Annotated in this window: 18 protein-coding genes; 6 read left to right on the top strand and 12 right to left on the bottom strand. The window is 39.3% G+C overall.

Going from position 1 to position 15880, the window contains the following annotated elements; translation table 11 throughout:
- Window positions 1–3: 3 nt before the first annotated feature.
- The 7 genes from IV80_RS02370 to IV80_RS02395 all read right to left on the bottom strand — a co-directional run bounded on the left by IV80_RS02370 (window position 4) and on the right by IV80_RS02395 (window position 4540).
- The gene (locus IV80_RS02370; RefSeq protein ID WP_057748958.1) at window positions 4–462 is read right to left on the bottom strand and encodes a MarR family winged helix-turn-helix transcriptional regulator; all 459 of its coding nucleotides are present in this window, start codon (window positions 460–462) and stop codon (window positions 4–6) included.
- Window positions 463–596: 134 nt separating this feature from the next.
- Window positions 597–728, bottom strand: a complete 132-nt coding sequence (locus tag IV80_RS10225) for a hypothetical protein (RefSeq protein WP_261763746.1) — start codon at window positions 726–728, stop codon at window positions 597–599.
- Window positions 729–742: 14 nt separating this feature from the next.
- A complete protein-coding gene (locus IV80_RS02375; RefSeq protein ID WP_057748961.1) occupies window positions 743–1420 on the bottom strand; it encodes a DUF4867 family protein in 678 nt (225 codons plus the stop codon).
- Window positions 1421–1485: 65 nt separating this feature from the next.
- The gene (lacD, locus tag IV80_RS02380; RefSeq protein ID WP_057748965.1) at window positions 1486–2481 is read right to left on the bottom strand and encodes a tagatose-bisphosphate aldolase; all 996 of its coding nucleotides are present in this window, start codon (window positions 2479–2481) and stop codon (window positions 1486–1488) included.
- Between the two features lie 90 nt (window positions 2482–2571).
- Complete coding sequence (gene lacB / locus IV80_RS02385; protein ID WP_057748967.1) at window positions 2572–3090, bottom strand: galactose-6-phosphate isomerase subunit LacB; 519 nt, start codon at window positions 3088–3090, stop codon at window positions 2572–2574.
- 236 nt (window positions 3091–3326) lie between these two features.
- The gene (lacA, locus tag IV80_RS02390) at window positions 3327–3755 is read right to left on the bottom strand and encodes a galactose-6-phosphate isomerase subunit LacA (protein ID WP_057748970.1); all 429 of its coding nucleotides are present in this window, start codon (window positions 3753–3755) and stop codon (window positions 3327–3329) included.
- Window positions 3752–4540, bottom strand: coding sequence for a DeoR/GlpR family DNA-binding transcription regulator (locus IV80_RS02395; RefSeq protein ID WP_057748973.1), 789 nt, complete (start codon window positions 4538–4540; stop codon window positions 3752–3754). Before IV80_RS02395 ends, lacA begins: the two co-directional genes overlap by 4 nt.
- 231 nt (window positions 4541–4771) lie before the next feature.
- Here IV80_RS02395 and IV80_RS02400 point away from each other — a divergent pair, with 231 nt between their 5' ends.
- From IV80_RS02400 to IV80_RS02415, 4 genes are all read left to right on the top strand, one after another.
- The gene (locus IV80_RS02400; RefSeq protein WP_057748976.1) at window positions 4772–5263 is read left to right on the top strand and encodes a PTS sugar transporter subunit IIA; all 492 of its coding nucleotides are present in this window, start codon (window positions 4772–4774) and stop codon (window positions 5261–5263) included.
- A gap of 58 nt (window positions 5264–5321) precedes the next feature.
- A complete protein-coding gene (locus tag IV80_RS02405) occupies window positions 5322–5627 on the top strand; it encodes a PTS sugar transporter subunit IIB (protein WP_057748979.1) in 306 nt (101 codons plus the stop codon).
- Between the two features lie 106 nt (window positions 5628–5733).
- A complete protein-coding gene (locus tag IV80_RS02410) occupies window positions 5734–7146 on the top strand; it encodes a PTS galactitol transporter subunit IIC (RefSeq protein ID WP_057748981.1) in 1413 nt (470 codons plus the stop codon).
- A gap of 33 nt (window positions 7147–7179) precedes the next feature.
- A complete protein-coding gene (locus tag IV80_RS02415; protein WP_057748984.1) occupies window positions 7180–7362 on the top strand; it encodes a hypothetical protein in 183 nt (60 codons plus the stop codon).
- Window positions 7363–7442: 80 nt separating this feature from the next.
- Here IV80_RS02415 and IV80_RS02420 read toward each other — a convergent pair whose 3' ends face one another.
- From IV80_RS02420 to pfkB, 5 genes are all read right to left on the bottom strand, one after another.
- Window positions 7443–9341 carry an alpha-L-rhamnosidase-related protein gene (locus IV80_RS02420; RefSeq protein ID WP_057748987.1) on the bottom strand — a complete coding sequence of 633 codons (1899 nt, stop codon included), beginning with the start codon at window positions 9339–9341 and terminating at the stop codon, window positions 7443–7445.
- A gap of 144 nt (window positions 9342–9485) precedes the next feature.
- Complete coding sequence (locus IV80_RS02425; protein ID WP_057748990.1) at window positions 9486–11063, bottom strand: alpha-L-rhamnosidase-related protein; 1578 nt, start codon at window positions 11061–11063, stop codon at window positions 9486–9488.
- Window positions 11064–11114: 51 nt separating this feature from the next.
- Complete coding sequence (locus IV80_RS02430) at window positions 11115–11453, bottom strand: hypothetical protein (RefSeq protein WP_057748993.1); 339 nt, start codon at window positions 11451–11453, stop codon at window positions 11115–11117.
- A 131-nt stretch (window positions 11454–11584) separates the two neighbouring features.
- Complete coding sequence (locus tag IV80_RS02435; protein ID WP_057748995.1) at window positions 11585–13531, bottom strand: fructose-specific PTS transporter subunit EIIC; 1947 nt, start codon at window positions 13529–13531, stop codon at window positions 11585–11587.
- 3 nt (window positions 13532–13534) lie between these two features.
- Window positions 13535–14473, bottom strand: a complete 939-nt coding sequence (gene pfkB, locus IV80_RS02440; RefSeq protein WP_057748998.1) for a 1-phosphofructokinase — start codon at window positions 14471–14473, stop codon at window positions 13535–13537.
- 120 nt (window positions 14474–14593) lie between these two features.
- On the opposite strand from pfkB, the gene IV80_RS02445 reads away from it, so the two are divergent.
- Window positions 14594–15358, top strand: a complete 765-nt coding sequence (locus tag IV80_RS02445) for a MurR/RpiR family transcriptional regulator (RefSeq protein WP_057749001.1) — start codon at window positions 14594–14596, stop codon at window positions 15356–15358.
- Window positions 15359–15537: 179 nt separating this feature from the next.
- Complete coding sequence (locus tag IV80_RS09945; protein ID WP_162259294.1) at window positions 15538–15747, top strand: substrate-binding domain-containing protein; 210 nt, start codon at window positions 15538–15540, stop codon at window positions 15745–15747.
- Window positions 15748–15880 lie beyond the last annotated feature (133 nt).

Here is a 15880-nt window from a genome sequence, read left to right on the forward strand (position 1 = left end):
CGATTAACGCTCACGTTCCTTTCCGTAATTTTTTCCGGCTTCATCAACGATTAAAAATTGTAAAATTTTGGTAAATGTCATGAGTTCTTCGCGACTAAAATGGGCTTCTAAACTAGTACGTTGAACTTTCATATAATCACGATTCAACTGAACAAACGGTTGCACCTTTTTGGTCAGTTGAATTTCTTTTTGGCGTGCATCATCCTTGGCAACTAACCGAAGAATCAATCCCTTTTTCTCCATGCGTTGTAAAAGCGTGGTGGCACTTGATCGGCGGATAGCAAACTCAGTTTCAATATCACGTTGTAAACACATTTGCTGTGGATATTTGCCAAGAAAATCAATGATTGATAACTGAACACCAGTTAGGCCATAACCAGCTGCAAAGGTATCGATGTGACGACTAAGTGTATTATTGGCATGTTTCACTAGCCGTCCGTATTTGGATAGATCTTTTGACATCAATTTCATCTCCTCAATTTCGTTAGCAAGCTAACGTTTTACATTATAAAACAATTTACGCTAAAATTGCAAAAAAAGCCATCAAGATGCAGCTCATCTTGATGACTTAATGTGACTATTCTGTTAATAAATAATTATCTGCTACCGACTTTGGAAATTGGAAATTCGGCAATTTGTTCTTTAATCATTTGCTGATGTAACACTTCAGCATTATCAACTTCATGCTTTTGTTCTTTGGTTAATGTTTTCTTTTCTGTATCAGCCATTTCGATCTACCTCTTTATTTTTGAATTGGCTTAATGTCGATTAAGGCGCCTTTGACACCAGGTAAGATTCCCTGTGCAATTTTATCTTTTCTAACGGCATGCGCCATTTGGAACTTGTTTTGTTTCACAATCATTTTATTGGTTGCTTTAAACCCATCCGGTAATGGTTGATTCGTACCCTGTAATACCATCACAATGGCCTTAAAACCACTGTCGTCCACCTTGCATGGGCTATAATGTAAGGTATCACTGTACATTTCAAAAACTGTGCCCCGCGGAACAAAGAAGAGTTTCGCATGTTCTTCGGCATTGTATTCATAATCATGAATATCTTGGCGTTTGCCTAAAACCATTACCACATCAGTAAATGTAATATTAACTTCACTGCCCTGATGGAATTCAATCGCTGAAAATGAAGTGCTTTGTCCCATACAAGGACCCGCTGAAATTGGCATACCAGCATAAACATCGGCCGCAATTTGTTTGATTGTGGCATCATTTTCAAGGTTTTCATCATCAGGAATATAGTCGTTATGATCACTTGGAATCTTCACTTGAGAATCCATGTAACTGGTAACCTTACTCAAATCATACTGTTTATAAACTAAGCCAAAATCAGCAAATTCATCACTATTAATATCGTAAATGGTTTTGTCAGGATTAGCTTTTTTTATTTCATCAAAATTACTCATAAATTATCTCCATTTTCAGAAAAAGGATTGTACCGCATTGGCACAATCCTTAAGGTTAAAAGCAATTATTTTTGAACCTTGTCGTACCATGAACTTGCAGTGTCAGCCAAAACTTTGTTTAAGTCTTCAATATTTTGACGGCCTTGAGTTTGTAACCATTTACGACCAGCTTCTTCACTTTCACCAGCAAATGGTTCAACTGAATGACGCCATGTAGCACGGCCACAAAGCACACCGTTAAAGCTTGAGCCTGCTTCTTTAGCAAACTTCAATTCTTCTTGGAATAACTCTGCAGAAACACCAGCACTCAAGAAAATGAATGGTAAGTCTGTGGCATCACTTTGTTCTTTGTAATACTTCAAAGCTTCGTCACGTGTGTAAACAACATCGTCAGAATTCTTAGCAAATCCTTCAACAAATGCTTGGTTTACAGGAACTTCAAGCTTCAAAACATCAACACCGTATTGAGGTTTTGAAAATTCTTTTGTCATTTCAATAACTTTGTGTGGCTTTACCTTAGCGTATTCCTTGCCAGTCGCATCATCGTTATTAGCATCGTATGAAACTAATTCCAAGAACAATGGCATGTCTTCGCCCTTGCATTCACTACCTAAACGTTCGATGAAGACTTGTTTGCGATGATTAATGTCGCCGCCTTCGTCTGGATCGTAGTAAAGCAAGAATTTAATTGCGTCAGCTCCTTGTTCCTTCAAACGACGAACTGACCAATCATCCAAAATGTCTGGGAAACGACCAGGTTCAGTAGCATCATAACCAGTGCGTTCGTATGCAAGCAATAAGCCGGCACCATCTGCACGAGCCTTTGAAGCTGGAAGACCATATTGAGGGTCTAACAAAATACCTGTGGCATATTGTGTCAATTCGCTTGATACAGCAACCTTAAAGTCTTCGATTTCTTTTTGAGAAGCTTCTTTGCCACTTGCAGCACCGATCATCTTTTTAAGTGATCCACGTTGGTCAATAGCTAAAGCATCAATGACGCCATCTTTATTTGATAAAGCTTGGATTCCTTTTTCCTTACCTGGTGTTAATTTCAACATAAAATGATTACCCCTTTTTTGTTTTTCATGATTTCTCATGATTTATTTCAAGAACGCTTTCATTATAAAACGCTTACCGGAATTTAACAACTAGTCGTGGTAAACTCCTTCAGCCCATTTTTCATTTTCTTCGTCAAAGAAGTGTGGGTTGTCTTTTTGTTCTGGATTTGGTGTCGCAATATTATCGATTTTATCAATCAACTTTTTGTTTTCTGGAGTTTCTTTGTATTCTGAATCTAAGAATACTGAGATAATATCTTCACAAAGATGTTCCCCAACAGTAGCACCACCAAAACCAATGATATTAGCATTTAATTCTTCTTTAGCATAACGAGCAGTAACTAGGTTAGAAACTAATGCTGCACGCACGCCTTCGTTTTTATCAGCAGCGGTACTGATTCCGATACCTGTTCCACAAAGTACAACACCCAAGTCGGCGCGGCCATCTGCAACATCTTCAGCAACCCGTTTCCCATAGATAGGGTAATGTGTCCGTGTTGTATCATAAGTTCCTTCGTCGATAACGGTGTGTCCGTTAGCCTTTAAAAAGTTTGATAATTGAATTTTGACATCTGTAACAATATGGTCATTACCAATAGAAATAATCATGTATATATCCTCCTCAATGTTATTGCTTAACCCTAAAACAGTTTTGAATGTCTTCGTTTCGTAAATATTCGCTTAATCTCTTATGCGTTTTTATGAAAATAAGTTTATAGATATTTACTTTAGAACGGCTCCGTGAAGCATTTGCCTCCGCTGAGCTACACCCATCAACAATCCCCAAACCGGATTATTGATAGGCTAGGCTCTGCTCAGCAAATAACCGCTTCACTCCGCACTCTTTAGATCATCTTTTCCAACATATCCAAACGGACTTGGTGACGGCCGCCAGCATATTCTGTATCAAGATAATACTGAACAATGTTATAAGCTAATTTCTCACCAACAACGCCACTACCAATTGCAATGGCCTTTGCACCATTATGCATAGCAGTCATATGTGCTGTATTTTCTTCAACAACATTAGCAGTAACCATTCCTTTTACTTTGTTACTTGCCATTGCTGAACCAACACCGTATTCATCAAACATTACAGCCTTGTCAGCATCTCCACTCAAAACTTCTTTAGTAACAGCTAATGAAGATTCTACAAAGTCTTCTGCAGGCTTTTCGCTTACATCAATTACTTCATAACTATGATCCAACAAATATTTCTTAACTTGTTCCTTTAAATTAAAACCCTTTTTGTCTGAGCCAATGACGACTTTCATGCTAATCTCTCCTTTTGTTTTTTATCTAAGCTAATAAAAACATGCGTTAGGTTCTGATATCGTTTCAAAGTCTGTTGATCCACATTCTGATCTGTGATCAAGCCGTCACATTTATCCAATTGATAGAACGTATAAAAATCATTTCGATCTAACTTGGAATGATCAGCCACCACAAACTTCTTTTGCGATTGGTCCAACGCAATACTCTGTGTTTGACCCTCATCAGAATTTGCATTCATGATACTGTTGCCGTTAATACCATTCACACCCACAAAAGCTTTGTGCATTTTGATATTTTTCAACAGCTCAATCGCTAAACTTCCTATAAATGCCCCACTTCGTTCACGATAGGTTCCGCCTACTAGGCACAGTTCGTAGCCGCTGTGTTCATCTCGAAAGCTTTCAAATACTGGCAGACTGTTCGTCACAATACGTAAGTTCGTCAGCTTTAAATACTTCGAAACTAATTCGTTGGTAGTTCCTGGTCCCAAAAAAACGGTTTCATTTTCATCAATCATACTTGCTACTTGTCTTGCAATACTGCTCTTCTCCGTTACATGTAGTTTTCGCTTCTGTATATAAGAAGCTTCTTGTTTATCGGAGAAATGTTGGCTCTGTGCGCCACCATGAATACGAATAATTTGATCTGCTTGTTCTAGCTCATCAAGATCACGACGAATGGTCATTGATGAAACTTTCAAGGCATCAACTAATTCTTGGACAGTGACAACGCCTGATTGATTGACCATGCTCAAAATGGTAGCAACTCGTTCATTTTTTAGCACTGGCCTCCCTCCTTTTGTATAATTTAAGAACGAAAATGTTCGTTTTTGTTTATTTATGTTTCGATTTATAGAATAGACGAGCTTTCGTGAAAAGTCAATACCCACGCAACATTTTTTAAGTTCAATATTTTTATTGACATTTGAAAGCGCTTGTATATAATTAGATTTGTAAACGAAATCAAACAAAAGCGAACATTATTTCACATTTGTAATTTAGGTGGTGAATATATTATGTCAGATAAGGTAGCAGAAACTTCTCTTTTTGATCGAGACACAGTTTATGTGAGTGAGGCAACTTCACGAGCTGATGTTTTCAAGGCCGTGGCAGATGACCTCTATAAGAAAGGTCATGTCACAGAAGACTTTTTAAAGAACTTGAACGAACGAGAAGATAAGTATCCAACCGGAATTGACTTGTCAGTGGTTTCACCTGAATACCCTAACGTAGCCATTCCGCATACGGAAGCTGAGTTTGTTAAGGAACGTAAAGTTGTTCCTATTAAGTTGAAGAATCCTATTTCTTTCAACAATATGATTGATCCAAGTCAAAAATTAGAAGTTAGCTTCCTATTTATGATTTTGAACAATGATCCAGAGGGACAATCCAATGTCCTCGCACAGATTATGGATTTCATTAACAAGACACCTCGGAATCAGCTTTTGACTTTCTTCAAGAGTACTTCTGAGGATGCAATCTATTCATTCTTGCAATCCAAGTTCTAGATATTCGTTTTATTAACTTATGGTATTAAATTTTAAAAATTCTAAGGAGGAATTTACTATGATTAAGATGTTAACTGCTTGTGGTGCTGGTGTTAATTCAAGTCACCAAATCAAGGATGCTGTTGAGGCCGAAATGAAGAAACGAGGCTATCAAGTTAGCGTTGAAGCCATTCAAATCAAAGACCTTAACCCAGAAACAATGAAGGGTGTTCAAATCTTCTTACCAATTAACAAACCAGATTTGAGCTTTGATGTGACAGTTCCAGAAATCGATGCTGGTGCAATTCTATACAGAATGCCTGCTATGGCTGCCCCAGTATATGACAAGATTGAAGACACTATTAAAAAGAATCATTTGAGCTAATATTACTTTGAAGAGAATTTTTCTCTTCGCCTACATATTTCCTTCTATGGAGTCTTCCACTAAATTTGGTAACAAAATTTTATAAAAACTAAAGGAGTTGAACAAAATGCAGACCATTATCCATTTTGCCAACGTAGTATTCAAACCAATTATTGATTTAGGTGCTGCGCCCGTTATGTTAATTGTTCTAACCTTGATTGCTTGGGCTTTAGGTGTAAAGTTCTTTAGAGCCCTTGAAGGTGGTATTCGTTTAGCGATCGCTTTGACTGGTATTAGTGCTATTATTAATATTCTTACTACTACTTACCAACCAGCCCTAACAGCTTTCGTTAAATCAACAGGTATCCAACTTTCTATTACCGATGTTGGTTGGGCACCACTAGCAACGATCACTTGGGGATCACCATACACCCTATTCTTCTTGCTACTTATGGTTCTATTGAACGTCGGTATGTTGTTATTGAAGTGGACTAATACACTTGATGTTGATATTTTCGATATCTGGCACATTTCTTTCACAGCTTTAATGGCAATTTACTTCGGAGCTAACTTCTGGGTTGCTACTGCTCTTATCATTTTGATTGGTGCTTTAAAAATTATTAACTCTGATTTAATGAAACCAACCTTTAATGATTTATTGCACAACAATGATAACCCTATGACCACAACTCATTTGAACTACATGATGAACCCTGTGATCATGCTCTTAGATAAGATTTATGATTTATTCTTCCGTTGGTTAGACCGTTTTGATTTTGACTCCGCAAAACTAAATGAAAAAATTGGTTTCTGGGGAAGCAACTTCGCTATTGGATGTTACTTAGGTATCTTTATTGGCTTAGTTGGTCAACAAGGTGTTGAACAAATCTTCACATTATCATTTACTGGTGGTGTCTGCTTGCAGTTATTCTCACTTATCGGTTCATGGTTCATCAAAGCTGTTGAACCTTTATCACAAGGTGTTACTGACTTAGCTAACAAACACTTAAAAGGTCGTAAGTTGAACATCGGACTTGACTGGCCATTTATTGCTGGCCGTTCTGAGATGTGGGCAGCTGCAAACGTCCTTGCACCTATTCTTTTACTTGAAGCTTTAGTTCTTCCTGGCAACCACATTCTTCCTTTAGGTGGAATCATTGCTATGGGTGTTACACCAGCTCTCTTGGTCGTTACTCGTGGACGTATTATTCGTATGATCGTTATTGGTGCTGTTGAATTACCTATCTTCCTTTGGGCTGGTACATTAAGTGCCCCATTCATCACATCAGTTGCTAAATCCGTTGGTGCATTCCCTGCAGGCGTTAAAGGCGGCACTATGATCGCTGAATCTACTAAGGAAGGTCCTATCGAACAATTCTTAGCATACGCAGTAGGTAAATCATCTACAGGTGAAATCAAGTTCGTTCTTTACGCCATCATTGGTCTTGCTGCATACTGCTTAATCTTCTGGTGGTACGCTCGTCAAATGAAGAAACGTAACGCTATCTACGCTAAAGAACTTGCAGATAACAAAGATTAGTTTTAAATACGACTTGCAAAGGAGGTCATTAAAATGAATGAAAGACCAAAAATAGATGACAAAACAAAAAAAGAGAAAATTAGGAAAACCATCATGTGGGCGTTAGTTGTCATTGCCGTATCTTGGATTGCTTCCTTTACTCATTACAATGTTTGGGCATCTCTCTTCCAGGCTATCGTTACCTTCTTTGCTTTAAGAGAAGTATTAAAAATTTAATTAACGGTGTGTAACTAAACACAAAAAAGACCTATCCTCACTCCCAAAGGATAGGTCTTTTTCTACGTTCATAACTAAATTCACTTCATCGTTATGACTAGTTCTTTATCAACAGGAATCTCTAGATGCTTATCAGCAACGACAATAGAACCACCAACTTTAGTAGCTTTGACAGTTAGCTTGTTTCTTTGGACTTCCAATGAAACTGTATCCCCTGTGGCGCTGATAGGAAACTTACCTTTAAAATCTCCTAACAAGGCTAGTTGAGGAGCAAGCTCAAAGGTTTGATAACCTGGCTTAGTTGGCTTAAGCCCCACTAAGTAGCGTCCGATTAAATAAAGCGGGCTGGCTCCCCACGCATGACATAAACTTTTACCATATTTATCCCCATACATGGCATATCGCGCGGCTCCTTTTTCATTTGGGTCAAAGTATTCCCAAAATGTGGTAGCCCCGCTTTCAAGCATACCACCCCAATACGATTTGATCGTCGTCAAAATTGTTTGATATTCACCCATTTTTGCAAATGCCTCTAGCTCCCAAAATTTGAAATATGGTGTGTTAATCGCCGCAATTTCAGGATTACGTAATACGTGTTCAAGAATTTCTTGTGCTCGTTTTTGATCCACATAATCAAACAAAATTGCAAAAATGTTGGCGTGTCGGCTCACTTGATGTTTTCCCGACGCATAGCTATCAATATAAGCGTGTTTTTGTGAATCCCAATAATACTTATCGATATTCACTCTTAGTTTTTGGTAAAGCGACTCATATGGCGCCACATTTTTATCCAAAATTGTAAAAATTTTTACGACACTCTGCAAGGCTCTTGCCAGTACCATTTGTTCTGCGCACAATGGCCCCTGATGATCAAAATCAGCCCAGTCGATATAAATCCAGTCTCCTTTACGCTCATGAATAAAGCCGCGCTCATCGACAGCTTCTAAAGCAAAGTCAATAAGTCGCTTCATTTTTGGATAAATAACATCCAAGAAGTGTTTATCAGCAAATGTTTCATAATAATCTTCAATCCCAATCAACCAGTACATGGAATAATCGACAATAGTATCCAAATGCTGCTTGATATCTAGTTCACCACGTAGACCTAGAATCGTTCTTTCCACAAGCTCTTTATCAAAGAAATCATACCGATTCATAGCATAACATTGAAAAGCATCACCTGCCCACACCCAGCGATCTCGCTTGACACCATCGATGAAAAAAATACCTGAGCAAAGACGTAGTGTGCGATCTGAAATCTGCCATATCTGCGTTAATTGCTTATCTGCTGCCGAAAATTCACTAATTTTAGGAAATTTCACAAATTCAAAATCCACTTTTAACGTTCCAAGGTCATCTAAATTTTGAATTCCAGGTAAGTATATGTAGCGAAAAGCACGTAATTTAGTAGTATACGTCTGCGTGGCTTCGTTATAGGTCCCAAATGGATCATTTTTTTCTCTTATTTGATGTTTAAGATACGTGTCTTGAACATCTAAAGCCTCCGTGCGACTTTCACCATAGCAAAGCGTCACTGATCTGAAACCTTGGTTAAACGCAATTCTTGTTTTAGCTGTAAGGTCATGCCCAAAATCCAATAAAGTTCCGCCATTAACCGTTTCATTTTTAAGCGCTTGCCGCAATTCATGTGTGTACACAAACTGCATTGGATTTTGATCAACCTGGTCAAAATAGCGACTGGTTCCCACGTCAATCGCTTCACCCAAAAAATTAGAGGCTTGCCAGCTTGCATCACTTTGAATAATTTTGCCTTGCACATATGCACAGGGTAACCCAGCCAAATTAGCCACATAGATTTCAATACGATAATGACCAGCTGGACAAGTCATCGACTCAGTCAATGCAAATTTAGTTTCTTCATGATCCTTTAAATTCACCAGCTTGCCATAGCCTTCGCCTTGAATTTCCGTTTTAAAAGTTGTGGCATCAGTTAACCTATATTCCTTAAAAAAGGACACATTATGATTCCAATTAGACGTATACCAATATGCCGGCTACTTCATGCCGCGTTCTTCACGATCAAAGTTCTGTTTCATCGCCTGATAAATTTCAAAATCACCATGGTACCATATCCACTTCGCCATAACTGCCTCCATTAATTATCATTTTAAATATTTATCAATCAAGTAAACTGGTGTACAACTCCAAGCATGACAGTAACTATTTAAGGCAAGACTACCATACGGTGAATAGTTAGGCTTTTCTGGATCAAAAGCCTCCCAATAGGTATCTGCACCAAGTCGAATCATCTTTCCCCAATACGCCTTCATTAGTTTCACAGCCTCTTCTTGTAGTCCAGCTTCAAAGAGTGCCTGAGTCACATGATGATACAGGTACGGTGTCGCAATTCCTTGAATCGGGAAAAATTTATTAACTGTCAACTGCATTAATTGATGATTCTCCTGATCACTGAAGACGTGTGCAAGTGTCATCCAGACTTGGCTTGCCACATTATATTCATGTTGGCTGCCTGACATAAATAACCCAACTCGCCTGTCGAACAAGTGTTGTTTCGCAAATTTTTCCAAACTGGTTAACTTTTCCGCGTAAACCTGAATTTCAGGATCCTTGATTTGCCGAGCTAGTACAAGAAACTGCTTAAGGACATAAATCAAAATGGCTTGTCCAGACGTCGTTTTATCAAAAGTATCAGACCAATCCACAAAGACAGGATAATCAGCAGTCAATTTTAATTCTCCCTGCTTTGAAACTTGCTGTAAGGCCACATCAATCTGCCTTTTAGCCACATTATAAAGATCTGTTAACACTTGCTTATTAGCAGTGAAGTCTTCATAATCAGCCAAAACAGAAATAAAAAATAAACTATAATCAAACAAAAAAGTATCATCTGGGACTTCACTTGGCTTTGTAAAGACGTCAGCCGGAACACGTCCATCTTCTGAAGGCATTGCCCCGAAGAGATACAAACAGCGTTTCACCAAGTCTGTATTTTTAAACGTCGTATAATTTGCGAGCGCCTGTAAACGTAAATCGCCAAGCCATAGCCGTCGATCACGTTTAGGACCATCTTCAAAGACATCTTGCATACAGTCTTCTAAAGTTTTTAACCCCACTTGATAAATTGCTTGCAACTCAGGATCTCCTAATTTAGGAGGCCTAACTTTTGCGATATCAGCCGAGCTTTGTGCGTCCACAACAGGATGTTCAAAAATCGCTTGCCATTTCGGTGAAGTATCCACAACGGTCAGTTCAACATATCTAAAGCTGTAACGTCTTGGTAACTCAAGTGTAGCTGGCAATACATCCAAATGCTCATGTGTTTCTTGAATCCATGATTTACTAAGCCAGCCTTGATACTCAGAATTATCTGACATCAATTCAGCCGGCATTTCCGCAAATCTTAGTTGAAGAGACAAGGGCGCATCCATTGGTGAACCCACCGCTTTAATATGGATTCGAAATTGACCGACGTAATGATCGCCGAAATCCAGAATTAACTTATCCCCGCGTTTGAGCGGCTGCGAGGCTAGCTCATCTATATCTTTAACTTTAGTTACCCCAACGCCATTTAATGCATCGGCGTTTTGACATAAATTAACAACTGCTAACGCCTTAACCCTATGATGGTTAATCTTCGGTTGATACTGACGGGCTTTAGCTAATAGGGATTGGTTATGTAGATACTTTATATCGGCATGCTTCTGGAAAGTAAATCCCATCCTATTACTCACTTTCTGAACAAAATTTGAATGATAAAAAATGGTCTACTATTAATCTCCATTAAACCAATCTAACAATTGTTCTGTGCTATTCATCTCACGATCTGGCAATCGGTGCGCAATCGTGATCAGTTTTTTGTCATTGACCAATCTGACAAATGATTCAAGATCTCGCACCCTTTTAAAAGTCTCTTCTTTTAATGCGTCAAGGTGTTCATGACTTGATTCCACAATGGACGCTTTATATAACGAGCGCAACATTTTATCTGCTAATTTCTTACTCAGTAAGGCTTGCTTGGTTTGTACTTCTTGAAGATCCTGCGAGGCAAAATGATAGGCATAGTGCTGCCCCCGTATTTCAACAGTTGCAATCAAATGTTTATACGTCATGATAAGCTTCCTCCCTGTATAATTAAGCTTCTTACCTGTATTATGTGAGCTTTTAGAGGAGCTTGTCAATCAAAGTCAACCTGACAAAAAGAGGCTGGGGATCCCCAGTCTCTCAAAAAAGATATTCACTTTTATTGTTTGATTAACTTCAAAATGGCTTCTTTAGAATTAGCCGCTTTTAACTGTTGAATAAAGTCCTCATGCGTCAATAATTTTGCCGTATTTGAAAGATACTTCAAGTGTGCGCCACTGTCATTTTCAGGAATCAAAAACGAAATGATCGTATCAATCGGTTTACCATCAAAAGTTTGCCACTCAACGGGTTGCGCTAATTTAACGACCAACATAGCAGAACTATGAATCGTAGCATCTTGAGCATGCGGAATCGCAATACCGTCTTGCATCCCTGTTGATCCCTCTTCTTCACGTTTTAAGTACTTATTAAGCACCTTATCCGCATCGGTGGCTAACCCATTCTGAACGGCAAATTGAGCCAAATACTTCAAGACATCATCTCGTGATTGTGCCTCAACATTTAATTGAATATTATTCAGTGTCAAAATGTCTCCTGGATCAAAAGCAACTTCTGCCTTCGTCTCTGGCTGTGCAGGCTGTACTTCCGTTGTTTCACCAGTCAACACATCAATCGTGCCGACATTGTCAGCTACCGCATGTTTTTTAGCTTGACGACCGGCAATCATGGCTAGTAAGACCCCCGAAACCAAGGCACCAATCACAATCCATAGGACCCACAAGAAGGGATGATTAACTAACGGTAAAATGATAAAACCACCATGAGGAGCCGGGACTTGGATTCTGGTGACATACGTTAAGATCGCAGCAATGGCAGATCCCACCATAAACGATGGAATATTCAACAACGGATTCTTAGCAGCAAAGGGAATGGCACCTTCCGTAATATGCGTCGAACCTAACAGAAAATTGACATATCCCGCACTTCGCTCATTGCTAGAATAAGCTTTGGGATTGAAAAGGACTGCAAATCCAGTTGCCAATGGTGGCGCGATACAAGCTGCCGAAACGCCGGCCATAAAGTAAAAATTACCTTGAGCAAGCAACGCCGTCCCCGTCAGGTAGGCTGCTTTATTGATTGGACCACCAAAATCAGAAGCCGCCATCACACCGATGATTAACCCCAAAAGGACAGGGCTCGTGTTTTCCATGCCTTTCAAGAACGTCATCATTCCGGTATTTAAATCCTTCATTGGTAACGAAATGAACCACATAATCATGCCTGAAATTAACACGCCTAAAACCGGATATAGGAAAATAGCTTTCAAGCCACGAAATTGTTTATCTGGTAGCGGTTTCAAAAGATGCTGCAATAAAATGATCGTGTAACCTGCCAAGTACCCACCAACAATGGCGCCAAGGAAACCGGTCCCGGTGTTAAAAGCAATCATTCCAGTTGCAAAACCGACTACCAAGCCAGATCTTTTACTGATTGCTTCGGCAATGTACGCACACAAGACAGGAACCATTAAATTCATCGTGGTGGACCCAATCGTGTTTAACAAATACGCAAAGTAATTGTATTCACTGCTCTTAGGATCCGCTGAATTAATTCCCCAGAAAAATGAGACAGCGACTAACACACCACCAGCCACAACCAGTGGCAACATGTGAGAAACCCCGTTCATCAAAGAAACATAAATGGTGTTCCACCAAGTATCCCCATTTTTACCCGAATTACTTTGTGAGGACGAGACCTTTTCTTTAACTTCCTTACTTTTATAAACAGGCACAGACTTATCATTTAAAATCCGGTCAACTAATTGATCCGGCTCACGAATTCCCTGAGCCACCGGTACCCGAATGAGTTTCTTTCCCGCAAAGCGATCTGCATCCACGTCCACATCAGACGCAATAATGACGCCACTTGCCCCATCAATTTCCGCTTGGGTCAAGGGATCATCCACACCAGTCTGTCCATGAGTTTCTACTTTAATAGACACACCCACTTTTTTGGCTGCTTGTTCTAAAGCTTCTTGGGCCATATACGTATGCGCAATTCCGGTTGCACAACCGGTCGCCGCAATTAATTGATATTTTCCCATGATTTAATTCCCCCATTCTTCAATCGTTTGAATTTGGATTTGTTTTTCTAAATTAGGCACATTTTCGAAATTTGTAATCCAAGACTGAAATGCCGTGTCGCTGCCAGCAGCAAGCGCACGTTTCAAGTTGGTTGGTGCCCTTAAACCCGTGATGAGCCCACCCAAAAACGCGCCTAACATTGTGTCTCCGGATCCTGCCGTATTGACCACTTCGCCTTTGGCCGCATTTCCATAAAGAACTTGTGTATCATTTATATATAAGGCACCTTCAGCTCCCAAAGAAATCAACACATTTTGCGCGCCTTTTTGAATTAATGTCTTTCCCATTTGAATGAGGTGTGCCCGATCTGGCACGTCACTGTACCCGAACCAATTAGCCAGCTCATGGTCATTAGGTTTAATGAGATATGGCTGATACGACAAGGTTTGCATCACTGCCGAATAACTAGTATCCAAAACCAATTTAAAGTGGTTTTCCTGAGCAATCTGGGCAATTTGAATCAAGATTTCCGGTTCAATACCTTCTGAGAAGCTTCCTGATAACGACAGGACATCATCTTCTTCCAGTTGACGCAACTTATCCAATAACTGGTCCACTTGTTCAGGCGCTGTATGAGGTCCCTTATTAACTAACTTGTATTCTTGCTTTTCATCCTGAACGCGGGTGAACACATTTATTCTGGTGGGATCTTTCACGTGAACAAAGTCGTTTTTAATACCAGACTGGTCAAGCACCTCTTCAATATAATTTAAAGTAAAGCCACCACCAATTCCTAAGGCAGTATTTGGTATCCCCAACCGCTTTAAAATGAAGGAAACGTTGACCCCCTTTCCATTAGCTTGAATATCATAATTTTCAGTTCGATTCACTACATTAGGGTGCATTGATTTTGTATCGATAAACAAATCAATGGCCGGATTTAGCGTTAACGTATAAATCATGTGCTCACTCCTCTCTCAATCTTCTTTCCTAGCATACCATTTTCAAAAATGTAAATGTTTTCAAAACGTGCTATCATGAATTCAAACCTGAAAAATTCTTTACATTCTGGAGGTTATCTTGTGAAAGAATCATCCCTTAGCACATCGGAAAGCTATCTCTGGCAATATGTCCAAGAACATGCCAGTGAAATCGTCAACACATCAATCATTGAACTTAGTGAAAAAGCCAATGTATCCACAGCGACGATTGTCCGTACTATGAAGAAAATGGGCTACTCTGGCTATACACCGTTTCGTCAAGAAGCCATTAGAAAATTATCAAATCAAGAACAAGATTTTAAAGTTTTAAAAGAAACCGACCACGAAATTCGGGCCGCCATTTTAAAAAATCAATACGAAGTGGACAATACCATTCGTAATCTTAATATTGGGGTAATGGAAGACGCCATCCAAAAGGTCAATAATGCTAAACACGTCTATATTTTTGCGCGTGGCTTATCAAAATTGATTGGTGAAGATATTCTCCTTAAATTCGAGTTGTTGGGCAAAGACGCCCAGCTTCACGATGATCCCAATATTATTAAAACTTTGAGTAAACAAATTAAAAGTCGGCATACCGTCGTCATTTTTCTGACGTTAAATGGAAATACGCCCGAGTTAGTTAAAGCAGCACAGTCGTTGGCAAAAAACGAAGTGACCACCATCACATTCACATGTAACAGTCGGGGAAACATCATTCCTTATTCGGATCTCATCTTTTTAGGGGTGAAATCTGCCGAATCCTATTTTCCAAAATATGAAATTCGCTCACGGCTCCCCTTACAAATCCTTACCCGTATTTTTTTAGATGCTTTCGCAATTCGTATTCAGGAGCATCAAAACTGATGACAGCTGATAACTTAAAATGCGACCGTTACTTTAATTTCTATAAAGTAACGGTCGCTTGAATTTAAAAAGGAACTGGAAAAATTCCAGTCCCTTTCTGTTTTTGAACTTTAAACGTCGTATGTGCGAAATAAAAGCACCTTTTCCAACGCTTCTTTAGATCGATTAGGCTTTATACCGTGACTCACCATCAGGTCTCACTTATCGGTTTTGATGATATTACATCGGCAAAATATGTATCTCCAAGCTTAAGTACGATTCATGTATCGCGAAATTCAATGGCCAAAGCAGCCTTTGATTTACTCACTGAACAATTTCAAAAACGTCAACTCATCCCCCGGAAAATAACGGTCGGAACAGCGCTGGTCTTGCGAGATAGTAGCATTTAATTTACATAAAACTCCACATCCAACTCATGGATAGCTAGACCACTTTTATAGTTTGGTAGCGTTTTAGTTGACGAACACCATGCCTCTCTGGAATAATGAACGTACAATAACAATTTTGTTATATATACTGATG

It is taken from the genome of Pediococcus cellicola (assembly GCF_001438655.1).
Taxonomy (GTDB): Bacteria; Bacillota; Bacilli; order Lactobacillales; family Lactobacillaceae; genus Pediococcus; species Pediococcus cellicola.